Raw genomic sequence first — 22,379 nt, 5'->3', positions numbered from 1 at the left:
GAGAGGGCCTTTGCGCTTCTCTCGACGGAGAGTGTTTCCGTCTCTTTTTGCCGGCAACTTCTACGATAGGAGCCACCTTGTCTCGACTGAACAAAGGGGCCGTGGAGCAGCGTTCTTCACTACCCGCCTTGCTCCAAAAGCTAGCCTGCGTCATGGCCGTGGCGCTCGCGCTGGTGTGCGTGGGGGCATCTGCGCCCTCGACTGCCCAAGCGCTTGAGACCGCAAAGATTACCGCCCGACCCAACACCGGTTCGGGCAGCGATGTGGTCGGCGGCACCGAGACACGCATTACCTGGGAAGTTCAGGCCGATGCCGACGAGGAACTGAGCGGTCTTTCGCTGACGTTTGTCGACGGCACGACGTTTGGTACCGATGACACGCGATTGACGATGCTCTCGGGCGAGGACCTCATGGATCGCACACCCATGAAGCCCACGTGCACGGCTGATGGCCAGACGCTCAAGATCGACTTTGGCGAGACGGCGCCTTCCGGCGGCTTTTTCCGTGTCGAGGTGTACGGTGTGACCTTCCCCGTCGAAGGCGGCGACGAGGCCTTTAGCGGCACCTATACGCTCGCCGACGGTTCGACCAAGAAGATTTCCAAGATTCCTTCCGTCGAGATTAAGGGCGTGACGGCCTTCGATAACTTCCAGGCCGATCTTAAGGAACAGCCGTGGGTCGAGGCTTGGAATTCCAATATGTTCCTGCGCCTGTTCTTGAACCCGGTCATTTTGGTCCAGAGCCTGCCGGTCGTATTTAAGGGCTTCCTTATGTCGCTCTCGATCGTGCTTGTGGCGTTTCCGCTGGCAATCCCCTTTGGCTTTGCCTTGTCGCTCATGCGCATCTCCAAGTCGCGCATCCTGCGCTGTCTTGCCGGCATCTACGTGAATATCATCCGTGGTACGCCGGCGTTCCTGCAGATCTATATCGCGTTCTTTGGCCTGCCACTTGCCGGCGTCAAGGTGGACGACTACGTCTTGGGCGTTATCGTCATGGCCATGAACTCGTCTGCGTACCTGTGCGAGATTTTCCGTGCCGGTATTCAGTCGATCCCCAAGGGCCAAAACGAGGCTGCCCGCTCGCTGGGCATGAATGCCTTCCAGACGTTGCTCTACGTTATGATTCCGCAGACGTTCCGCAATGTCCTGCCTACGCTGACCAGCGAGTTTATCCTGCTTTACAAGGATACGTCGCTGCTCGCCGCCGTGGGCGTGGTCGAGATCGTCATGAATGCCCGCACCATCGTGGCGACGACGGGCTCCATCACGCCGTATGTGGTTGCCGCCCTGTTCTATCTGGTCATTACCCTGCCGCTTGCGCGCTTGGTGAGCGGTCTTGAGGCGAGACTTCTGGGGACGGCCGAAACCAAAAAGAAGCGTCCCACCAAGAGCGCCGGACAGGTTGTCGCGACACCCGCCGATCATATTGCAGGTCTGTAAGGAGGTTCTATTATGAGCGAAACCAATAACTCGAACGAGGTCGTCGTCAGCATCAAGAATCTCCAGAAGGCCTTTGGCGATAACGTGGTCCTGCGCGACATCGATCTGGATGTGCACAAGGGTGAGGTCGTCGTGGTCCTGGGCCCCTCGGGCTCGGGTAAGTCGACGATGCTTCGCTGCATTAACCGTCTTGAGGAGCCCACGAGCGGCTCGATTGTCGTTGAGGGCGTGGATGTGTGCGCCAAGGGCGTCGACCTCAATAAGGTGCGTACGCACTTGGGCATGGTGTTTCAGCAGTTCAATTTGTTCCCGCACCTGTCGGTCAAAAAGAACGTCATGCTTGCGCAACAAAAGGTGCTCAAGCGCAGCAAGGAAGAGGCCGAGAAGATTGCCGTCGAGGAGCTGAGCAAGGTCGGTCTGGCCGAGCGCATCGATTTTATGCCGAGCCAGCTTTCGGGCGGTCAACAGCAGCGCGTGGCCATCGCCCGCGCCCTGTCGATGAATCCGCACGTGATGCTCTTTGACGAGGCTACGTCGGCGCTTGATCCCGAGCTCGTCCGCGACGTCCTTGGCGTCATGCGCGATCTTGCGCGTGACGGCATGACGATGATCGTGGTGACGCACGAGATGGGCTTTGCCCGCGACGTCGCCGACCGCGTCGTCTTTATGGACGGCGGCGTTATCGTGGAGGAGGGCACGCCGAGCGAGGTCTTCGACCATCCCAAGAGCGAGCGCACCAAGGCGTTTTTGGGCAACATCTCGTAGCTGCTTTATGTGGCTGACATAGCAGAAAACGGGGCTGGATTTGGATCCAGCCCCGTTTTTGTTGGGATGCGAATGTGTTTTGGTGCAGAGCCGCGTATGGGCGGAGCTTATCGCCGTTAGGCGAGCTCGGCTCCAAGGGCGCGACAGGCGGCCTCTGCCTCGGCGCCGGCTGACGCCGCGCCCTCGGCAACGAGGTCTGCCATGGCTTCGGTGTTGCCCGTGCCGCTCCAGTAGACGACTGCGATCTTGCTCATATGTTTTCCTTTCGGTTGTGCGGCGTGCGGCCGCGGTTTGTATGCTCTATCGGGTTGCCTGGGCAAGTTTTGCCAGGCTGTGGCCCTGCTGATAGATATGGGTGAGGTGCTGCGTGCAAGCGCGGTAGGATTCGAACGTCGCAAGCGCTTGCCCGACATTTGTGTAGACCCTCCAGGCTCCAAAGACCTTGTAGTTCTCGCCATGCTGGACGATAAACTCGTGCACGTCGTCGTAGGGATATCCCAGGAAATAACCAATATGGAGGATTTGCTTAACCCTGCAAACATCATTGTGCTTGCCGTAATTGCCGCCGGCTTATTTTTTGGATTCCGGCGTATTGTCGCATCGACGCATGGCACATGCTGTTGCGGCGATGGGGCGGGCAGAAAGAAGGTCAAGAGGGTCGCGGTCGCGGACACCGATGTGTCTCACTACCCCTATAGCGATGAGCTGCTTATTGGCGGTATGAGCTGCGGCGGCTGCGCGCAAAATGTGACGAACGCCCTCAACGCTCTCGATGGCATTTGGGCCACAGTGACGTATACAGACCACACGGCGTGCATCCGTTCTAAAAACCCGGTCGATCGTGAGGTGCTTGAGGCTGCCGTGAGGGATGCGGGCTATTACGTCATAAAGCCGTAGGGCCGGGCGTACGCTTGCGCTTAGGCTCGGCCGCGCAGCTCGATGTCTTGGATATCGTCGAAGCCGATGGCGATGTCTCGGAGTTTGAGCAGCTTGAACGCGGGGAGCACTTCGTCGAGAATGCCGGTGCGGCTACGATAGCCGTATGTATCGTAATAAGTGACGCGCACCAAGTCGCCGCGTTTGAGGCCCTCGAGCTTTTTTGAAAGCTCGAGGGCTTTTTCTTCCGTGAGTTCGCATTTGGGCTCAACAGAGATCTCTTGTTTGCGCACGAGCTCATAGTATCCTGTGAGGGCGGCAAAGGGCATAAACTGCGCGGCGCGGTTGGCGCGAACGGCACCGTTGGCGGTGAGCCTGGGGTCGGCGGCGCGACGCCTTCCCTCGGGGTCCGCCAGGCGTTCAAAAGGTGTCGGTGGCCGCATCGGCTGTTGTTGGGCCTTAGGCACGATGTCCTCCTACCTGATCGTTGCGTTCGCGTGCGGTGGCGCCGGCGGTAAAGCTTAATCCCTTGACCAGGGCATTCTTGCCGTACTTGCCCTTCACGGCCAGAACGGCGCGGGCCAGGTCACGCTCGCGTTCATCGGCCTTAACATCGCTAAACAGATCGATGGTGGCAAATTCCTCGGGCATGAGGTTGCCAAAGCCCAAATTGATGCGCTTGACCGGTCGTTTGGGATCGACGGTCTGCGCCCAGAGCTCATCGAAATGGCCCATGATCTTCTTAAACGAATTGGTGCGCTCGGGCAGCTTGCGCGAAGCGTTAGAGTGCGCAAAGAGCGCGGCATAGCCGCCACGCGGTTTGCCGCCATGCTCTCCCACAAAGATGCCGTCGATTGCCTGCGCCTCGCGCACCAGACGGCGTCGTTCGTCATCGCGCTGGACGGGCTTGGGTGCACGGGGTGTGAGCTCGGGGCCGGCGGTTGCGGCGGGTTCGATGCTCGACGTGCTCGAACGCAAATGTCCGCATCCGTCTACATATTGCGCTGTGCCGCTGGCGTCGAGGCGGCGTATGTCGGCGCGCTCGCTCGCGTAGCCCACAAAGAGCGAGATGCTGTCGCAGACCACGTGCTTATCGACCAAGTCCAGTACGGCGGCATCGACCATCTCGCGCAAGACGGTGTAGGCCTGCTCGTAGGCATAACCCTTCGAGAGCACTTGTCCTGTGGTGGTTGAAGTTGCCTGCGGGCGATAGGCCTGAATATCGGCGATAGTTGTCGGCTCGCGCCCAAAGGCGTGGTCGATGAGATACTCGGCATTGACGCCGAGTTCGTCGTAAAGCAGGTTTTCGTCGAGCGCGGCGACGCCCATCAGATCGTATACCCCGTACTTTTCGAGGCGGGCTGCCACGCCGGGGCCGATGCCCCAGATATCGGTGATGGGGCGATGGGGCCAGATCTCCTTGCGAAAGGTCTCGTCGTCGAGTATGCCGATGCGGCTGGGTACGTGCTTAGCGGTAATGTCGAGCGCCACCTTGGCCTGGAATAGGTTGGGGCCGATGCCGACTGTCGCCGTGATGCCGGTGCGCGCGAGGACCTCATCGCGCAGCATGCAGGCAAAGCTTTTGGCATTGGTATGGTAGAGCTCTAGATAGGGTGTCACGTCGATAAAGCACTCGTCAATTGAGTAGACGTGAACGTCTTGCGGACTCACGTATTCAAGGTAGATACCGTAGATCTGCGCCGACACCTCCATGTAGTGCTGCATGCGCGGTACGGCCTTGATGTAGTCGATGCCGTCGGGAATCTCAAACAGACGGCAGCGGTTGTGTATCCCGAGGTCTTTCATGGCCTGGGTAATGGCGAGGCAGATGGTCGTACGCCCGCGTGATTCGTCGGCAACGACCAGGTGGGTGGTGAGCGGATCGAGCCCGCGGTCGACGCACTCGACGCTGGCGTAAAACGTCTTGAGGTCGATGCAGATATAGGTGTGACGCCCGTGCCCCACGCGTCCTCCCATCAAACACATGTTCTTATCGAATACATGTTCGATAATACCCGCTCGTCCGGACATCGTCAAAACCTGCCAAAAAGGGACAGGTTTATTTTGGTAGGTAAAACGCTTGACCGACCAAAATAAACCTGTCCCTTTTTGGCAGGTATGGTCGGGCGGTTGCATCGGGTTTTAACGCAGCTCTAAAGAGCGCGAAACAGCTCGGAAAACCTCGCTTCGTAGCATGAGCCTAACGATCGATACCACCATAAAGCACGGAAGGGTTGTGGGGATAATGGTCAACTATGGGTTTGGTATGCCGACGCGCCTTGTTGCGGATGGAGACGTGGCTCGCTGGTGTGGACGATTGGTCGCTCACTACGGCGGCACCAAGGCGCTGGTGGTGCTGGGTGGCGACAAACATACGCGCGATGAGCTTGTCTCGGCGGCGCTCGGCTCGCTTGACCGAGCTCTGCTCGAGCGCGTGCTTTTTCGCTGCGGCTCGGTTGAGGGCGACGGGGGAGACGAGCTGATCGACGAAGCCGTGGCCCTGGCGACCGACGAAGGCGTGGACTTTGTCCTGGCGATTGGCGATGCCGATACTGCCGGCTTTGCGCGCGAACTCGCGCGTCGCATGGCGGCGCTCGATGCCGGCGAAGACGGTTTTGTCCCTTATGGATGTATTGTCTCGGAGGGCAAGGTGCCTGCCGTCGTGGGGGCCGGTGAGGTTCCCGTTTTTGCCATCATCGCGCCCGAACTGCTTGAGGGCATTGGGTCTCCTCTGCGTGAGTTGCTCGGCAGCGTGTGCGCCGCGGCCTAATGTCTGCCATAAAGAGATGGGCTATTTTTGGTAGGTAAAGCGTTTGACCTGCCAAAATAAACCTGTCCCTTTTTGGTCGGTCGCCGTTTGGGGGCGGATTGGCAACGCTCGCTGATTACGGTCTTGACCTGCGCTAGAATAGGGGCATCTGATTATCCGGGCGCATGGAGGTTTGCGCCCGTATGTTGAGGAGGACTTTATGGCAACTGTTGCCGCACCTATCGACGCTACGTCGACCGCCGCTTGGAAGGCGCTCGAGGCTCATCAGGAGAAGCTCGAGGCCGAAGGTATCGACCTCAAGGCCTGGTTCGCTGCCGATGCAGAGCGCGTGAACAAGCTGAGCTTTGACGCCGGTGACCTGCACTTCGACCTGTCCAAGAACCTGGTGACCGATGAGACCGTCAAGCTGCTGTGCGATCTTGCCCGCGAGGTGAAGCTCGAGGAGCGCCGCGACGCCATGTTCTCCGGCGAGCACATCAACACCACCGAGGACCGTGCCGTCCTGCACACCGCGCTGCGCCGCCCGGCAACCGAGAAGGGCCAGCTCATCGTCGACGGCCAGGACGTCGTCGCCGACGTGCACGAGGTCCTCGACCGCATGTACGCCTTTGCCGAGCGCGTGCGCTCCGGTGAGTGGAAGGGCGTTACCGGCAAGAAGATCGAGCATCTGGTGTCCATCGGCATCGGCGGCTCCGACCTGGGCCCGGTCATGGCTTACGAGGCTCTGCGCCCCTATGCCGACGCCGGTATCGACTGCCGCTATATCTCCAACATCGACCCCAACGATCAGGCCGAGAAGCTCAAGGGCCTGGATCCCGAGACCACGCTCGTGATTATCGTCTCCAAGACCTTCACCACGCTCGAGACCCTCACCAACGCTCGCGAGGTCAAGACCTGGATGCTCGAGCAGCTCAAGGCTCAGGGTGCCATCGACGGCTCCGATGAGCAGAACGCCGAGGCCGTGGCCAAGCACTTCGTTGCCGTTTCCACCGCACTCGACAAGGTCGAGGCCTTCGGCATCGACCCCGCTAACGCCTTCGGTTTCTGGAACTGGGTCGGCGGCCGCTATTCCGTTGACTCCGCCGTGGGCCTGTCGCTGATCGTCGTGCTCGGTCCCGAGCGCTTCCAGCAGTTCCTCGAGGGTTTCCACGCCATCGACGAGTACTTCTGCAATACCCCGCTCGAGAACAACGCCGTCGCGCTGATGGGCCTGCTCAACGTCTGGTACGTCAACTTCTTCGGTTCCAAGAGCCACGCCGTGCTGCCGTACTGCCAGTACCTGCACCGCTTCCCGGCCTATCTGCAGCAGCTCACCATGGAGTCCAACGGCAAGCACGTCCGCTGGGACGGCAGCGCCGTGACCTCCGACACCGGTGAGATCTTCTGGGGCGAGCCCGGCACCAACGGTCAGCACGCCTTCTACCAGCTGCTGCACCAGGGCACCGTGGTGGTCCCGGCCGACTTTATCGCCTTCGCCAATACCGCCAACCCTGCGACCGATAGCGGTCAGGACGTGCATGAGCTGTTCCTGGGCAACTTCCTGGCCCAGACCAAGGCACTCGCCTTTGGTAAGACGGCCGATGAGGTGCGCGCCGAGGGCACGCCCGAGCAGATCGTCCCGGCCCGCTGCTTTGAGGGCAACCGTCCGACGACCTCGATCTTCGGCGATACGTTGACCCCGTTCGCACTCGGCGAGCTCATCGCCCTGTACGAGCACATCACGTTTGTCGAGGGCACGGTCTGGGGCATCGACTCCTACGACCAGTGGGGCGTCGAGCTGGGCAAGCAGCTTGCCAAGCAGATTACCCCGGCCTTCCACGACGACGCCGCCAAGGCCGAGCAGGACGCTTCGACCCAGGCGCTCATCGAGTTCTACCGCGCTCACCGTAAGTAGTCTTTACGGTCGAGTTGGCTTATGAATGAAAGGGGCCCGTATCCGTTGGGATGCGGGCCCCTTTGCTATTTGAGTGGGCATGAGGGCGTATTGAGGGGGGATGTCTTGCAGTCGGCATCCGCGTGCGGTGCCATTCGCTGTCCGTAAATATACGTCTACAGCTAATTTCATACCACTTGCCGGAATGCGGACACTGTCCTTGCATGTTGGGCGTAGATTGAACGTGGTCTTTCGCGTGAAACCACGAATCGGTTGTCAACCCTGAACAAGGAGGCCCAGCATGACGCTTGCCAAACCGATCAATAAATACATCGACTATATCGATGCCCCCGAGGACACGTTTGAGCAGTATGTCGAGAAGGCGCTAAAGTACAACTTTCGCTGCGTATTTGCGAACCTGCAGGAGTACGAGACGGGCCGCGCCATGCTCGAGGGCTCTGACATCATCCTTGCCGGCGCTATCGACTTTCCCCAGGGCACTATGACGCTTGAGGAGAAGCTTGCGAGGTTTGAGGAATACGCTGCGTGTGGCTTTACCGAGATTGACTACGTTTTGAATCAGGGGTCGATCGAGAACCGCGATTTTGATGCCATCGAGCGCGAGATGACTGCCGTTGCTGATTTTTGTCGCGCGCATGGCATCACTGACAAGGTAATCGTTGAGATGTGCAAGCTGGACGGCGACGACGCCGCCAAGCGCCGTGTATGCGAGATCGCGCTGGAGGCCAAGCCGGGATTCCTTAAGACATCGACCGGCAGAAGCTTTGGCGGTGCTAAGCTCGAGGACGTGCGGCTGATGCACGAGGTGCTCGGCGATGCCGTGGCAATCAAGGCGGCGGGCGGTATCCATAATTACGAAGAGGCTTGCGCATTCATCGAGGCCGGCGCCAGCGCGTTAGGTGCATCGGCGGGCATCGCGATCGTCGAGGGCGCACCGACGGATGAGCGTCGCTAGCAGACGTATTTGACCTGAGCGATAAAGCTTCACGACCACACGCCGTTCATGTTCGGGACAATATGACTTTTTACCCGTTGCAGACAGAGCCGCAGTAGGTGTTCTGTATGATGACTCAGGCAAGGTTGTTCAATGACAGGGAGGCTTATATGGCAATCAAAGCCATCGCAATGGATATCGACGGTACGCTCACCAACGACCAAAAGGTCATCAGCCCGCGTACGCGCGAGAAGCTGCTCGCGGCGCAGGAGTCGGGCATTAAGCTCATTTTGGCTTCGGGCCGTCCCGCATGGGGGCTGCACGCCTTGGCGCAGGAGCTCGACCTTCATAACCATGACGGTCTGCTGGTGGCCTTTAATGGCGCTCACGTCGTCGATGCCCAGACCGACGAGGTGCTGTTCGATCAGGCTATGCCTGCCGATGAATTGCATCGCCTGATTGATCACCTGCGTAATTTCGACGTGATCCCTATGATTTCGCTCGGTCGCGATCTGCATGTCGAGGATTCGTACCGCTGCATGATTACGCTGTCGGATGGCTCGCAGAAAAACATCGTCAAATACGAGCGCGACGCGTGCGATCTTAAGATTCGCGAGGTGGAGAGCCTGCATGAGGTCGTGGACACTTATCCCGTGGACAAGCTGCTCACTGCGGGCGACCCGGCCTATCTGCAAGCGCATTACGAGGAGATGTACGCGCCCTTTACCCAGACGCTTTCGGGTATGTTTACGGCCGACTGGTATTTTGAGTTTACGGCTCCCGGTATCGACAAGGCCCGCGCGCTCGAGGGTGCCCTGCCCAAGCTCGGCATCGATGCCAGCGAGGTCGTCTCGTTTGGCGACGGCCAGAACGACAAGTCCATGATTGAGTGGGCCGGCACCGGTGTTGCCATGGGCAACGCGGTTGACGAGGTTAAGGCCGTGGCCCAGATGGTGACTGCCAATAACAACGAAGACGGCATTGCGGTGGCGCTGGATAAGCTGCTGGGTTAGAATCGCCGATTAATGCATGGTTCGGGCGCCTGCTTACAGGCGCCCTTTTGTTAGGGAGGGTGCCGTGTCCGCATTTCCGTTCGACGCCGTTATCTTTGACATGGACGGCGTCATTGTCGATACCGAGTATTACTACCTGGGCGAGACTGCCGCGTTTGCCAAGGAGCTTGGGCTTAACCTGACTCAAGAGGAGTTGAATGGGCAGGTCGGGACCTCACATCAGTTCTTCCTGCATATGCTGGTCGATTGGTTTGAGCGCGCCGGTAAGGGGCATTTATCTGGCGAGGAAGCGTTGGCCCGTTGGGACGAGTGGGCGTATAAGCGTCCGCGCGACTATCAGGCTTTGATTAACCCAGGCGCCGTGGATACGATTCGAGAGCTGCCGCGCCGCGGCGTTCGCGTGGCGCTTGCCAGCTCGTCTCCCATGGATAGCATCGAGGAAGTGCTCAATGCGTGCGGGCTGTCGGATGCCTTTGAGTATGTGGTGAGCGGCGAGCAGTTTAAGGAGAGCAAGCCCGAGCCCGACATCTACCTGCATGCGCTGGACCTGCTGGGGCTGCCCGCGAATCGCTGCTGCTGCGTTGAGGATTCGGTGCCTGGTATCACTGCCGGCAAGCGAGCCGGCCTGACGGTCATTGCCAAGCGCGAGGAACGCTTCGGCTTTAGCCAAGATGCCGCGGACAAGATTATCGACCAGCTGCCGGAGCTGCTGGAGCTTGCGTAGGACTTGGACGGCACGTCTGCCGTCATAATGGTATCGTTGTCGTCTTTTTGCCCACAGGGGTTAGCGAAGGCCAAAAATAGAGTGCGCATTTGCTAAAACTGCCGATTCGATGCGCTTTGCGTCACAATTTTTGAGCGAGGCGATGCGCATCGAGGTCCTTGTGAGCGATTTGATGAGCGACTGCGCGCTTGTTTCTGTGTTTGCTTCGGCTGGGGCGTCGGTTTCAAGCAGTAGACGATTGAGCGGAATCTGTCGTGCGTATTCGCGACCGCGCTTGGTGGCGAGCATACGATCGTTCACGGAAAAATAGCAGCCCACATTACGCGCGCGGACGAGTTCGTCCGAAGTGCCGCTAAACCAGTGGAAGATGATAGCGGGGGAGTTGGGGCTTGGGATGAGTAGACCATGCGATTCGAGGACGTCCAGTACGGCTCCTGCCGAACGAACGGCGTGAATTGATATCACGCGCCCGGCAAGAGGACACTGCACGAGCGCATCGCAGAGCCGGTCAAGTGCCTGTATTTGAAGCGGTTCGCTTCCGGCAAAGCGTGCGGAAAAGTCGAGTCCAACTTCGCCGATATAGCGCTCTTGGGCAGCAACTTTGCAAAGCAGATTGACTTCGGCAGGACCGCAGCGGCCGTCGGCGAGCCACCAGGGATGGAGGCCGACGCCCGCGATAATGTTTGGGTAACGGCTGGCCCGCTTTTTTGCTGCCGCGAAGTCGCGTGGGTCGACCCCGCAATCAAAGACCCCCAGCCCTATAGCCGCAGTTTCGTCGGCAACAGCATTCGGGTAAGCCATCAAATCAAGATGGCAGTGTGCATCAATTAACCGGGGCTCCATCTCGGCGCGCTCCGCTAGTCCAGGCGCTGGCCATCGGCGCGCACGTGCTCGGTGCCGCGCCCACTGATCTGGCGGATAACCTCGCCGGCAATCATCTGACCCATGATGGGCGGCATAAAGCTGGCGGTTCCCAGCTCGGTGCGCTCGTGGATATTGGAAGGGTCGCGGGGCTGAGTCTTAACCGATTCCTCGCAGCTAAACAATACATGTAGGCTCTTGATTCCGCGCTTCTTACATTCTTTGCGCATAATGCGGCTCATGGGGTCACGCACCGTATCGAAGATGTCGGCAAAGCGGAGGCACTCGGGATGGAGCTTGTTGGCCCCGCCCATGGAGCTAACCAAACGAATGTCGTGGTCCTGAGCATATTTGGCAATGGTGAGCTTGGCCGAGATGGTGTCGATGGCGTCGACGACGTAGTCGAGCTTGCCGCCCGTCTGCTCAAAAACGCTCGCAAAGAACTCGTCGATGTTGTCGCTCAACAGGTATTCGGTGCGCTTGATAACGGCGGCGGCGGGATTGATATCGCGAATCATGGCTTCCATCACGTCTACCTTGCGCTTGCCGACGGTGCTGTGGAAGGCGATGGCCTGGCGATTGATATTGCTGGGTGCGATGATGTCCTTGTCCAGAATGACGAAATGACCGATGCCGCCGCGGGCGAGTGCCTCGCAGCAATTGGAGCCCACACCTCCGCAGCCGAGCACCAGCACCGTAGCATCGGCGAGCTTATCGAGTGCCTCGCGGCCCATGATGATCTCGAGCTTGGTGTCGCGTGTCTCGATGGCGGTTGCGGCAACGGTTTCGGTCATAAATATCCTCCGATGGGGAAGCAGGTCGTGTTTTAGCTATCGCCATTATAGGTATTATCACGATTCCATTTGAACCCTTGGGGTTTGTTGAAATGGGATCGGGATTCGCATAAGATTGAAGCAGATGGCGCCCGTTGCCGCGGGTTAGCCAACTCCGAAACACGTTTATGGCGTGAGAAGTGGCCGTCTTCGCATTACGCGGGGGCGGCTATTTTTTTGAGTACAAGATTAGATAATTAGACAAACATCTAAATATCGAGTATAGTGTGCGCGTCGAACGAAATACTGAGAGGAGGTCCTATGCCGGGAGAGGGTTTTAAAGCGCTGGCCGATCCTACGCGGCGGCGCATTTTGGAACTACTACGCGAGGGCGACCGCACGGCTGGGGAGCTTGCCGAGCATTTTGACATCAGCAAGCCGTCGTTGAGCCATCATTTGGCGACGCTCAAAAACGCCGGGTTGGTGACCGATGAACGTCATGGCCAAAACATCGTTTACAGCTTAAACACCACCGTCATGCAGGACTTGATCGGTTGGTTTATGGGCTTTACAAACACTGAAGGTGATAAGGATGAATAACGAAAACAAGGGCATTCACGCCACGGGGGTATCGCCACGCGTGTGGATCGCGCTGGTCGCTCTGTGCGTCGCCAATATCGTAGCGCACCTTATGGTGATGCCGAGCTTGCCTGCGCAGATTCCCACGCACTGGGGCGCGAACGGCGTTGACGGTTGGGGTCCCAGCTGGATGGCCTCCGCGCACGGCGTGCTGCCCCTGGTGCTTCTCGCAATGTTCTACGTGGTGCCGCGCATCGATCCCAAAGGTGAGGCATATCGAACCTCGGGCAAGTTCTATCAGGGCTTCGTAATCGCCTTCACCCTGTTCATTTGTGGTATAAGCTGGCTGGGAGAGCTTACGGTCTGGGGCGTGGTGCCGGCGGTCGGTTCGGTCAACGTGCTGATTTCCGGTGCTGTCGGTTTGCTGTTCATTGGCGTAGGCAACTACTTGCCGCGTGTGAAGCAGAACTATACGCTCGGTATCAAGACGCCCTGGGCGCTTGCCGATCCCGAGAACTGGCGCCGTACGCAGCGTTTTGGCGGTGCCTGCTTTATGGTGCTGGGTGTTGGTCTGATTGTGATGGGCGTTGCGGGTAGCGTGCTTTCAAGTGAAGTTGTCGCCGCGGTGATTGCGGTTCTGGCGTTTGGTTCGGTCGGAGTTGTCTACGTCTACTCGTATCTGCTGTGGCGCAAATCGCAGCGAGCCGCTCGTTAAGGTTGCGGAAAACTAGCGTACGCAGTTCATAGTATGTTCCGGGGGACTTTTCCCAGGTAGTATTAGGGGGTGTGGGTAACCGTGCCCCTTTTTCGTTACGTTTTAGAGCTGGTTTTCTCATCTCGTTTCCACTAAAGCGAAACAAGAATAGGGAAACAGCAGGTAGAAAGGATAAAACAGGCAAATGGCAGAGTTTATCTACCAGATGTATCAGGCTCGCAAGGCTCATGGCGACAAGGTGATCCTTGACGACGTGACCCTGAGCTTCTATCCCGGTGCCAAGATCGGCGTCGTGGGCCCTAACGGTATGGGCAAGTCGACCCTGCTCAAGATCATGGCCGGCATCGAGGAAGTCTCCAACGGCGATGCCAGACTTACCCCCGGCTACACCGTGGGTATCCTGCAGCAGGAGCCGCCGCTCGACGACGACAAGACCGTCATCGAGAACGTGCGCATGGCATTTGGCGACATGATCGCCAAGGTCGATCGCTTCAATAAGATCGGCGAGGAGATGTGCGACCCGGACTGCGACATGGATGCCCTCATGGCCGAAATGGGCAAGCTCCAGGACGAAATCGATGCCGCCGATGGCTGGGATATCGATTCCAAGCTCGGCCAGGCTATGGATGCCCTGCAGCTGCCCGATTCCGACATGCCGGTCAATGTGCTTTCCGGCGGCGAGCGCCGTCGCGTGGCCCTGTGCAAGCTGCTGCTCGAGGCTCCCGACCTGCTGCTGCTCGATGAGCCCACCAACCACCTGGACGCCGAGTCGATCCTGTGGCTCGAGCACTTCCTGCACAACTACCAGGGCGCGGTGCTTGCCGTCACACACGATCGCTACTTCCTGGACAACGTTGCCGAGTGGATCTGCGAGGTCGACCGCGGCCACCTTTATCCCTACAAGGGCAACTACTCCACGTATCTGGAGACCAAGGCCGCGCGTATCGAGGCTCAGGGCAACCGCGACGCCAAGCTCGCTAAGCGCATGGAGGCCGAGCTCGAGTGGGTACGCTCCAGCCCCAAGGCCCGCCAGGCCAAGAACAAGGCCCGTCTGGCTCGCTATGAGGAGATGGAGGCCGAGGCCCGCGCAAGCCAGAAGCTCGACTGGACCGACATCCGCATCCCTGTGGGCCCGCGTTTGGGCAACAAGGTGCTCGAGGCCCATCACCTGCACAAGGAGTTCGACGGTCGCGTGCTCATCGACGACCTATCGTTCACCCTGCCGCGCAACGGCATCGTGGGCGTCATCGGCCCCAACGGTGTGGGCAAGACCACGCTGTTCAAGACCATCGTGGGCCTGGAGCCGCTGACTTCGGGCGAGCTCGAGGTGGGCGAGACTGTCAAGATCTCCTATGTCGATCAGAACCGCTCCGGCATCGACCCCGATAAGAACCTGTGGGAGGTCGTCTCGGACGGCCTGGACCACATGATGGTCGGCGAGACCGAGGTCCCCAGCCGCGCATACGTGGCGAGCTTTGGCTTTAAGGGCCAGGACCAGCAGAAGCGCGCTGGCGTACTTTCCGGTGGCGAGCGCAACCGTCTGAACTTGGCGCTTACGCTCAAGCAGGGCGGCAACCTGCTGCTCCTCGACGAGCCCACGAACGATCTCGACGTCGAGACGCTGTCCTCGCTCGAGGCGGCACTGCTCGAGTTCCCGGGCTGCTCGGTGGTCATTAGCCACGACCGTATGTTCCTGGACCGCGTCGCCACGCACATTCTGGCGTGGGAGGGCACCGACGAGAATCCGGGCAACTGGTATTGGTTTGAGGGCAACTTCGAGGCCTATCAGGCCAACCGCATCGAGCGCCTGGGCGAGGACGCAGCCCAGCCGCATCGTATTCACCGCAAGCTGATGCGCGATTAGTCGAGCTCAGGTGACCTAACGAGAAAGGGACGATAACCTTGAGGGTTATCGTCCCCTTTTTACTTGGTAGAAGGCTCGACTTTATCGATAGCCCAGGTGGCGCCGAGGCCGCCGGTGGTGTTGCGGCGGATGCGCACGGTGACTTCGTGGCGCTCGCCGGCCTGCATGTAGCGCAGGGGGAAGCTTGCGCGGTTTCGCGCGGCCTCGATGGTACCGCGCTCGCGGGCGATCCAGTAGTACTCGCCGACGATGCCGAGCGTGTCGGCGCCGTAGGGGAGATAGGTCGACAGCTGGTGTAGCAATGGGCCGGGGCAGAAGACCTCGGTTGTGAAATCGACGGGGAAGTCCTCGGGGATGGTCGGTGCTGCGGGTGTGGTGACAGGTACTGCAACGGGGACCGGAGCCGGTGCAGGTGCGGGAATCTGGTCACAGGCAGATGCGGATGCGGACTCGATGGCAGGCTCAGACTCAGGCGCTGTTTCCGGCTTAACTGCGAAATCCGTCGGTTCCACAGAGACGGACGTGTCTGCGGTCTCGGTTTTGGCATCGGTTCGCGGGGCATCCTCTGCCTCAAAAGATGGCTTTGCCTCGGCTGGCGTGGATGCCATGGTGGTGATGCCGGCGTTGGCGTTCTCGGGATCATAGACGACCGTGAGTGAGATGGCAGGCTGCGGTGCCTCGGGCTCCGATGCCACCTCGGTAGCGTCCTGTTCTGCGGGCTCTTCGGGCTGATCGTTCTCGGCCTCGTCGCTAAAGACATCGCTGTTTTGGAACGCAGGCGTCTCGGGTTGGTTGGTGGCTTCTTCGGTTGTCGACTTGGGAGCCTTGTCGAGCTCCGCAGTGGCTTCCTGCTCTGATATGACCTCGGGATCGGTCGTGGCGGCGATTTCGGTTTCGGCTCCTGCTGTTACCTCAATAGCGACTTCGATCTCCGCCTCGGGCTCGGGCTCTGGCTCCGGAGCGACTTCGGCCACGGGCTCGGGCTCGGGATGCTTAACGTGCTTGGGACGCACGGCCTTGAGGTCCTTCTCGCCGCGCTTTTTCTTTTTGTAGGACTGCTTGGCGCCCTTGGCAGCCTTGGGCTTGTCCTCGCCCTTGGCAAGGGCGGCATCCCAGGCCTCGTTGGCGATGACGGTGGCATACAGACGGCCGCCCTTAAAGACGGTCAGCTTAATGCAGTCGTCGAGCTCCTCGAGCAGCTCGCGCGTGGACTCAAAGCCCAAGTCATAAGCGGCCATGTCACCAGCGGCGAGCGCCTCCTCGACCTGCGTCATAAACGTTTGCTTGCCGCACCCAATCGCGTCGCGCAGCAGGCGATACAGATAGATGTGGTTGCCCAGCGATAGTGTGGGCTTAACTATTGTCTTGCTCATGGCAAATCTCCTCTATACACACCAAAGCATCTTACCATCGCATGGGGCTTGCCATCTCGTCGCCCATGGCAAACGGGCGCGACCGTTTGCCGGTTCGCGCCCGTTATGCAGGTCGGTTATCTATGAGAGGCAAACGTGCTTAGTTGCCCGATGCCGTGCCTTGACTCGAGCTGTCAGATGGCGTGCCGGACGCGGATCCGCTCGAACTGTTCGAACTGTTCGAGCTATTGGTGTTGCTGTTGTCGGTGGAGCTTGTGCCCGATGTATTGCCGCTCGTCTGGTCGCCCGTGCTCGGTTGAGAGCCGTCGGTCGTTTGGCTTGAGTCAGTCGTGCCGGATTGCGTGCCGCTGTTGTTCACAGAGGAATCGGCGCCCTGCGATTGATCGGGGGTGTTCGAGGACGAGTCGGTGGATGCGGAGGTGTCCTGCGAGTCGTCCTGCTGGCTTTGCGATTGACCGGAGCTATCCGCGTCGTGCTCGGTCGTGCGCGACGAAAGGATTGACTCGGGGCGCTCGCCCAGACCCTCACCGGCGGTGGTGATAAGGATGGCGCCGGCGCAGGAGATGACCGCGACGATGGCGATGGCGATCGAGAAGACGATGACCTTCTTTTGCGTCTGGCTGCGCTCTGCCGCCGCCTTGGCACGCAGACTGTTGGGGGCGACGCGCGCCGTGGTCGCGCGCCCCGCAACCTGGCGCATTTCCTGTGTAGTCGCGGCGCCGCCCAGGTGCTCCTCGGCATTAAGGTCAACGGGCTCATAGGCGCCGGCAGGGTAGTCGACGGCGGCGTGCGTACCTTTGAGGGCTTCGGCGCTGGCAGAGATAAAGTGGCGGTAGACCTGCGAGGACACAACGGTGATGACCGAGCTCACGGCGGCACCGATCACCGATCCGGCGATGCCGATCTTGGAAGCAAGTGCGACGCTCGTGGCGGCAGCTGCGGCGCCGGCGATGATTTGGGGAATGGAAATGTCGTCGAACAGGCCCTTTTTGGGCGCGATGGCCATGGTCTGTCCGATGGAATGGTTCTCGTGAACGCCGTTGTTGAGCGCGGCCGGTGTCATGACGCGCGTGCGCGGCGCGTCGGTGTACTTGGTTGTCATACGGGGCCCTCCCGGTGTAAATCTGCTTCGTTTCGTGTAGCCATCAGGGTACCCACCAGATGTGAATCGTACGTGACATTTAACAGATACCATCAACTCATCAATAGCTCACCAAATTGGTGGGATGCGGTTACACCCGGCGGTTGAACTACAATAGGGCTTGCTAATTGTTGTGAATGGCGTCTACGCACGGGAGCATTCTTATGAATCTTCACCTTTCTCAGTCTGATGGCTTTTTGCGTGTGGCGGCGGCCTCGCCGCGAATTCGCGTGGCCGATGTCGAGGGCAATGCCGAGGTTGCGCTGGCGGCTGTTCGCGAGGCGGTCGAGCGCGGTGTCCGTGCTCTGGTGCTGCCCGAGCTTAATCTGACTGGCTATACCGCGGCCGACCTGTTCCATAACCGCACATTACTGCATACCTGCGAGACCGCACTGGCACATATTCTCGATGAAACCCGCGAGCTGCCGATTGTCTTTACCATCGGTCTCCCCGTTGCGGTGGCCGAGAATATCTACAACTGTGCCGCCGTGTGCTGCGCGGGCGAGCTTTTGGGCCTCACGGCCAAGAAGTATCTGCCCAACTATGGCGAGTTCTATGAGCGCCGTTGGTTTGCTCCGGCGCCCGCCGATCCCGTGTGGGTTGAGTTTGCCGGTCAGGGTCCGGTTCCGCTGGGTTCGGGGCTTGTCTACCGCTGCTGTGATGAGGGCGCCGAGGATTTGGTACTCGGTATTGAGGTCTGTGAGGACCTGTGGGTGCCGGCGCCCCCTTCGACCGAGATGGCGCTTGCCGGTGCGACGGTGATCCTCAATCCGTCGGCCTCGGACGAGATTATCGGTAAGGCAGACTATCGCCGCAGCCTCATCTCCAATCAGAGTGCGCGCCTGTACTGTGCCTATGCCTATGCAGACGCGAGCGAGGGCGAGTCCACGACCGACATGGTCTTTGCGGGCGAGAACCTCGTCTACGAAAACGGCTCGAAGCTCGCCGCCACGAAGCTCCTCACCTGCGATATGGCGGTGGCCGACGTTGACCTCGACCGTCTGGTTGCCGAGCGCCGTCGTTCGACCACGTGGACGCGCGCGGACGATGCGCCGGAGGCCACGACCGTTGAGTTTTCGTTTGAGGGCGTGCTGGCCGAAGAACCTGTCCTGCGCGATGCGCTCGACATCGACCGTGTTTTCCCCCGCGCGCCCTTTGTGCCGGCCGACCATGGTGACCTGGCCGGGCGCTGCGAGACGATCCTCAATCTGCAGACTGCCGGCCTCAAGACTCGCCTTGCCCATACGGGTACCAAGGCTGCAGTCATCGGTCTTTCGGGCGGCCTGGATTCCACGCTGGCACTGCTTGTGACCGTGCGTGCCTTCGATGCATTGGGGCTGCCGCGCACGGGTATCACGGCGGTTTCCATGCCCGGCTTTGGCACGACACATCGCACCAAGTCGAATGCCGAGTCGCTCGCTCGCGACCTGGGTGTGAGCTTCCGCGAGGTTTCGATCCACACGGCTGTGGAGCAGCACTTCAAGGACATTGAGCACGACCCGGCCGTTCAGGACGTGACCTACGAGAACAGCCAGGCCCGCGAGCGTACGCAGATTCTGATGGATCTGGCTAACCAGGCTGGCGGTTTTGTTATCGGCACGGGCGACCTGTCGGAGCTGGCGCTTGGCTGGGCTACCTATAACGGCGACCACATGAGCATGTACGCCGTCAACGCGAGCGTGCCCAAGACGCTTGTGCGCCATCTGGTACGTTATGCCGCTGATGTCTTTGGCGGGCGTATTGCCGAGGTCTTGCTCGATATCCTCGATACGCCGGTGTCCCCCGAGCTTCTGCCGCCGACGGGCGACGGTGAGATTGCTCAGAAGACCGAGGATTTGGTGGGCCCGTACGAGCTGCACGATTACTTCCTCTATTACCTGCTGCGTTTTGGCTTTGAGCCGGGCAAGATCTACCGTATGGCGCTCAAGAGCTTTGAGGGTGTCTATGACGCCAAGACCGTCCACACGTGGTTGCGTACGTTCTATCGTCGCTTCTTTGCCCAGCAGTTTAAGCGCAGCTGTCTGCCCGATGGTCCCAAGGTGGGCTCGGTGACGCTCAGCCCGCGCGGTGATTGGCGTATGCCGAGTGACGCCAGCTCGCGTCTGTGGCTTGCGCGGATCGACGCGCTCAATCCAATTGACTAAGGTTGGCTAAATTGAACCAATACGGGGGTTGCAAGCGTTACACTTTTGCAATCTGATGGCCCGTATCGCGCGGCGCTCTTGTCGGAGCGCCGTATTTTTTATATCGAAAGGTGGCACCATGCAGGCATCGCAGCGTCTCGACCGCTTTGGCGCGGAGGTCTTCGCCTCGCTCAACAACAAACTTCTTGCGCTGAAGGCTCAGGGCAAGACCATTTACAACATGAGCGTGGGCACGCCCGACTTTAAGCCGTACGACCACGTGGTCGAGGCGCTCACGCAGGCCGCCCAAAATCCCGAGATGTGGAAGTATTCCCTGCGCGACCTGCCCGAGCTTAAGCAGGCCGTGTGCGATTACTATGAGCGTCGCTTTGGCGTTTCGGGCATTACGCCGTCCATGGTGCAGTCGTGCAACGGCACGCAGGAGGGCGTGGGTCATTTGGGCCTGGCCCTGCTCGATCCGGGTGACACCATTCTGGTTCCCGATCCGTGCTATCCGGTCTTTGAGGCGGGCGCCAAGATCGCCGATGCCAAGCTCGAGTACTATCCGCTGGTGGCGGAGCACAATTACCTGCCCTATGTGGCGGGCATCGATCCCGAGGTGGCCGATCGTGCCAAGTACATGATCGTGTCGTTGCCCGCCAACCCGGTGGGCTCGGTGGGCACGCCCGAGGTCTACGAGGAGATCATCGCCTTCGCCCGCGAGCACGACCTGCTGATCGTCCATGACAACGCGTACTCCGACATCGTGTTTGACGGCGAGCCCGGCGGCAGCTTCTTGCAGTATCCCGGTGCGCTCGAGGTGGGCGTGGAATTCTTCTCGCTTTCCAAGTCGTTTAACGTCACCGGTGCGCGCATCGGCTTTTTGGTCGGTCGCGAGGATGTGGTCTCTGCCTTTGCCAAGCTGCGCAGCCAGATCGACTTCGGCATGTTCTTCCCGATTCAGAAGGCCGCCATCGCCTGCCTCAATGGTCCGCGCGATGAGGTCGAGGCGCAACGTCTGAAGTACCAGGAGCGCCGCGATGCCCTGTGCGACGGTCTTGAGGACCTGGGCTGGGAGCGTCCCAACGCGCATGGCTCTATGTTTGTGTGGGCCAAGCTTCCCGGTGGTCGCACCGATTCCATGGCGTTTTGCGAGGAGCTTATGGAGAAGGCCGGCGTTGTGGTGACGCCGGGCGCGAGCTTTGGCCCTTCGGGCGAGGGGCACGTGCGCATGGCGCTGGTCCTGCCGCCCGATCAGATCGCTTTGGCTGTCGAGGCCATTCGCGAGGCGGGCCTGTATTAGAAGACTATTTGGGCTCGTCAATAGCTCGAAACCGATTTCGTGCAGTTATTTTACGAATCCTGCAAACAATTTCGGTAAACGGTCGATTTTTGGCTGCGTATAGGAGCATAATCAAAGTCCCGATTGGATGTATTGGGATTACGGCAAGCCGCTCGGGTCGTTCCCGGGCGGCTTGTTTGTGGAGAGAGATGGGAGTTTCTAATGGTTAACGAGAAGAAGGTCGCTATTGTCGGCTGCGGTTTCGTCGGTTCGTCTTCGGCGTTCGCGCTGATGCAGAGTGGTCTGTTCTCCGAGATGGTTCTCATCGACGTGGACAAGAACCGCGCCGAGGGCGAGGCCCTGGATATTGCGCACGGCATGACGTTTGCCGAGCCGATGAAGATCTACGCCGGCGATTATTCTGATGTCGCCGACGCCGCCATGATCGTCGTCACCGCTGGCGCTGCTCAGAAGCCCGGTGAGACCCGCCTGGACCTGGTCAACAAGAACGTCAGCATCTTTAAGTCCATTATTCCCGAGATTAAGAAGTCTGGCTTCGACGGCATTCTGCTCATCGTCTCCAACCCGGTCGACGTTCTGACCTACGCCGCCATCAAGATGTCCGGTCTGCCCGAGGGCCATGTCATCGGCTCCGGCACCGTGCTCGACACCGGCCGTCTACAGCAAATGCTCGGCGCCCACGTCGAGGTTGACCCGCGCGACGTTCAGGCCTATGTCATGGGCGAGCACGGCGACTCCGAGTTTGTCGCCTGGTCCAGCGCTCAGGTTGCCGGCGTGCCGCTGAACACCTTCTGCGAGCTTCACGGCCACCTGGAGCATGAGGCTGCCGAGAAGCGCATTGCCGAGGACGTCAAGAACTCCGCCTACACCATCATCGAGAAGAAGCACGCCACCTACTACGGTGTCGCTATGGCAGTAAAGCGCATCTGCACTGCCGTCATGCGTGACGAGCAGACTGTTCTGCCCGTCTCCTCGCTCATGGTGGGCGAGTACGGCCTGTCCGATCTGGCCATCTCCATGCCGACGGTCGTTGGTCGCGACGGTGTCGTCTGCCGCGTTCCCGTGCCGCTGAACGATGACGAGCAGCATGAGCTCACCGCCTCCGCAAAGGCCCTCAAGGACATTATCGACAGCGTCGACTTTTCCTGCTAAATTCGGCTCGTTTAAGCAACAGGCTACAACGAAGGCGTCCGGGCCCATGTGACCCGGACGCCTTTTTTATGCAAAGGGGA

22 protein-coding genes are annotated in these 22,379 nt (G+C 59.7%); 14 read left to right on the top strand and 8 right to left on the bottom strand.

Translation table 11 applies throughout. The features are described 5' to 3' along the window. Nucleotides 1–77: 77 nt before the first annotated feature. Both ACTQV4_RS05870 and ACTQV4_RS05865 read left to right on the top strand, forming a co-directional pair. On the top strand, nucleotides 78–1,439 hold the full coding sequence (locus ACTQV4_RS05870; protein ID WP_441031650.1) for an ABC transporter permease subunit: 1,362 nt from the start codon (nucleotides 78–80) through the stop codon (nucleotides 1,437–1,439). Between the two features lie 12 nt (nucleotides 1,440–1,451). Beyond that, nucleotides 1,452–2,204: an amino acid ABC transporter ATP-binding protein gene (locus ACTQV4_RS05865; RefSeq protein WP_441031648.1), complete on the top strand. Its 753-nt coding sequence runs from the start codon at nucleotides 1,452–1,454 to the stop codon at nucleotides 2,202–2,204. A gap of 116 nt (nucleotides 2,205–2,320) precedes the next feature. Here ACTQV4_RS05865 and ACTQV4_RS05860 read toward each other — a convergent pair whose 3' ends face one another. Further along, complete coding sequence (locus tag ACTQV4_RS05860; RefSeq protein WP_427718565.1) at nucleotides 2,321–2,458, bottom strand: flavodoxin domain-containing protein; 138 nt, start codon at nucleotides 2,456–2,458, stop codon at nucleotides 2,321–2,323. Between the two features lie 46 nt (nucleotides 2,459–2,504). Continuing rightward, nucleotides 2,505–2,684: a DUF3793 family protein gene (locus tag ACTQV4_RS05855; protein WP_441569484.1), complete on the bottom strand. Its 180-nt coding sequence runs from the start codon at nucleotides 2,682–2,684 to the stop codon at nucleotides 2,505–2,507. On the opposite strand from ACTQV4_RS05855, the gene ACTQV4_RS05850 reads away from it, so the two are divergent. Next, on the top strand, nucleotides 2,661–3,101 hold the full coding sequence (locus tag ACTQV4_RS05850; RefSeq protein WP_441569483.1) for a heavy-metal-associated domain-containing protein: 441 nt from the start codon (nucleotides 2,661–2,663) through the stop codon (nucleotides 3,099–3,101). The genes ACTQV4_RS05855 and ACTQV4_RS05850 overlap by 24 nt on opposite strands. A 20-nt stretch (nucleotides 3,102–3,121) precedes the next feature. Here ACTQV4_RS05850 and ACTQV4_RS05845 read toward each other — a convergent pair whose 3' ends face one another. Together ACTQV4_RS05845 and ACTQV4_RS05840 are read right to left on the bottom strand one after the other, a co-directional pair. Beyond that, entirely contained in the window at nucleotides 3,122–3,547 is a 426-nt protein-coding gene (locus ACTQV4_RS05845) for a hypothetical protein (protein ID WP_427727796.1), read from the bottom strand. Beyond that, nucleotides 3,540–5,111 carry a Y-family DNA polymerase gene (locus ACTQV4_RS05840; protein ID WP_441547306.1) on the bottom strand — a complete coding sequence of 524 codons (1,572 nt, stop codon included), beginning with the start codon at nucleotides 5,109–5,111 and terminating at the stop codon, nucleotides 3,540–3,542. Before ACTQV4_RS05840 ends, ACTQV4_RS05845 begins: the two co-directional genes overlap by 8 nt. Before the next feature lie 235 nt (nucleotides 5,112–5,346). Between ACTQV4_RS05840 and ACTQV4_RS05835 the strand changes: the two genes are divergently transcribed. From ACTQV4_RS05835 to ACTQV4_RS05815, 5 genes are all read left to right on the top strand, one after another. Then, on the top strand, nucleotides 5,347–5,850 hold the full coding sequence (locus ACTQV4_RS05835) for an iron-containing alcohol dehydrogenase (RefSeq protein WP_427718555.1): 504 nt from the start codon (nucleotides 5,347–5,349) through the stop codon (nucleotides 5,848–5,850). Between the two features lie 199 nt (nucleotides 5,851–6,049). After that, nucleotides 6,050–7,744, top strand: a complete 1,695-nt coding sequence (pgi, locus tag ACTQV4_RS05830) for a glucose-6-phosphate isomerase (protein WP_118345572.1) — start codon at nucleotides 6,050–6,052, stop codon at nucleotides 7,742–7,744. A 280-nt stretch (nucleotides 7,745–8,024) separates the two neighbouring features. After that, nucleotides 8,025–8,699, top strand: a complete 675-nt coding sequence (gene deoC / locus ACTQV4_RS05825; RefSeq protein ID WP_441015806.1) for a deoxyribose-phosphate aldolase — start codon at nucleotides 8,025–8,027, stop codon at nucleotides 8,697–8,699. Nucleotides 8,700–8,848: 149 nt separating this feature from the next. After that, nucleotides 8,849–9,691 carry a Cof-type HAD-IIB family hydrolase gene (locus tag ACTQV4_RS05820; RefSeq protein ID WP_441569482.1) on the top strand — a complete coding sequence of 281 codons (843 nt, stop codon included), beginning with the start codon at nucleotides 8,849–8,851 and terminating at the stop codon, nucleotides 9,689–9,691. A gap of 64 nt (nucleotides 9,692–9,755) precedes the next feature. Further along, on the top strand, nucleotides 9,756–10,415 hold the full coding sequence (locus tag ACTQV4_RS05815) for an HAD family hydrolase (protein WP_441559954.1): 660 nt from the start codon (nucleotides 9,756–9,758) through the stop codon (nucleotides 10,413–10,415). Nucleotides 10,416–10,475: 60 nt separating this feature from the next. Here ACTQV4_RS05815 and ACTQV4_RS05810 read toward each other — a convergent pair whose 3' ends face one another. Beyond that, nucleotides 10,476–11,258 (bottom strand): TatD family hydrolase, encoded by a 783-nt coding sequence (locus ACTQV4_RS05810; RefSeq protein WP_441559953.1) that lies wholly within the window; start codon nucleotides 11,256–11,258, stop codon nucleotides 10,476–10,478. Nucleotides 11,259–11,272: 14 nt separating this feature from the next. After that, nucleotides 11,273–12,070, bottom strand: coding sequence for a tRNA threonylcarbamoyladenosine dehydratase (locus tag ACTQV4_RS05805; protein ID WP_441569481.1), 798 nt, complete (start codon nucleotides 12,068–12,070; stop codon nucleotides 11,273–11,275). A 300-nt stretch (nucleotides 12,071–12,370) separates the two neighbouring features. On the opposite strand from ACTQV4_RS05805, the gene ACTQV4_RS05800 reads away from it, so the two are divergent. The 3 genes from ACTQV4_RS05800 to ettA all read left to right on the top strand — a co-directional run bounded on the left by ACTQV4_RS05800 (nucleotide 12,371) and on the right by ettA (nucleotide 15,207). Then, a complete protein-coding gene (locus tag ACTQV4_RS05800; RefSeq protein WP_154517353.1) occupies nucleotides 12,371–12,649 on the top strand; it encodes an autorepressor SdpR family transcription factor in 279 nt (92 codons plus the stop codon). After that, nucleotides 12,642–13,343, top strand: coding sequence for an SdpI family protein (locus ACTQV4_RS05795; RefSeq protein WP_427718513.1), 702 nt, complete (start codon nucleotides 12,642–12,644; stop codon nucleotides 13,341–13,343). The genes ACTQV4_RS05800 and ACTQV4_RS05795 overlap by 8 nt, the downstream gene beginning before the upstream one ends. A 184-nt stretch (nucleotides 13,344–13,527) precedes the next feature. Further along, nucleotides 13,528–15,207, top strand: coding sequence for an energy-dependent translational throttle protein EttA (gene ettA / locus ACTQV4_RS05790; RefSeq protein WP_441569480.1), 1,680 nt, complete (start codon nucleotides 13,528–13,530; stop codon nucleotides 15,205–15,207). A gap of 59 nt (nucleotides 15,208–15,266) precedes the next feature. Here ettA and ACTQV4_RS05785 read toward each other — a convergent pair whose 3' ends face one another. Both ACTQV4_RS05785 and ACTQV4_RS05780 read right to left on the bottom strand, forming a co-directional pair. Further along, entirely contained in the window at nucleotides 15,267–16,580 is a 1,314-nt protein-coding gene (locus ACTQV4_RS05785; RefSeq protein WP_441569479.1) for a hypothetical protein, read from the bottom strand. A 139-nt stretch (nucleotides 16,581–16,719) separates the two neighbouring features. Beyond that, entirely contained in the window at nucleotides 16,720–17,682 is a 963-nt protein-coding gene (locus ACTQV4_RS05780; RefSeq protein WP_441569478.1) for a hypothetical protein, read from the bottom strand. Nucleotides 17,683–17,885: 203 nt separating this feature from the next. Between ACTQV4_RS05780 and ACTQV4_RS05775 the strand changes: the two genes are divergently transcribed. From ACTQV4_RS05775 to ACTQV4_RS05765, 3 genes are all read left to right on the top strand, one after another. Further along, nucleotides 17,886–19,865, top strand: a complete 1,980-nt coding sequence (locus tag ACTQV4_RS05775) for an NAD(+) synthase (RefSeq protein ID WP_441569477.1) — start codon at nucleotides 17,886–17,888, stop codon at nucleotides 19,863–19,865. Nucleotides 19,866–19,983: 118 nt separating this feature from the next. Next, nucleotides 19,984–21,147 carry a pyridoxal phosphate-dependent aminotransferase gene (locus ACTQV4_RS05770; RefSeq protein WP_154517336.1) on the top strand — a complete coding sequence of 388 codons (1,164 nt, stop codon included), beginning with the start codon at nucleotides 19,984–19,986 and terminating at the stop codon, nucleotides 21,145–21,147. A 201-nt stretch (nucleotides 21,148–21,348) separates the two neighbouring features. Further along, nucleotides 21,349–22,299: an L-lactate dehydrogenase gene (locus ACTQV4_RS05765; RefSeq protein ID WP_089573042.1), complete on the top strand. Its 951-nt coding sequence runs from the start codon at nucleotides 21,349–21,351 to the stop codon at nucleotides 22,297–22,299. Nucleotides 22,300–22,379: the final 80 nt, after the last annotated feature.

The organism is Collinsella sp. LCP19S3_B11, assembly GCF_052121915.1.
Lineage (GTDB): Bacteria > Actinomycetota > Coriobacteriia > Coriobacteriales > Coriobacteriaceae > Collinsella.
The sequence above is the reverse complement of the archived record's forward strand: the minus strand, read 5'-3'. Positions and strand labels throughout refer to the sequence as shown.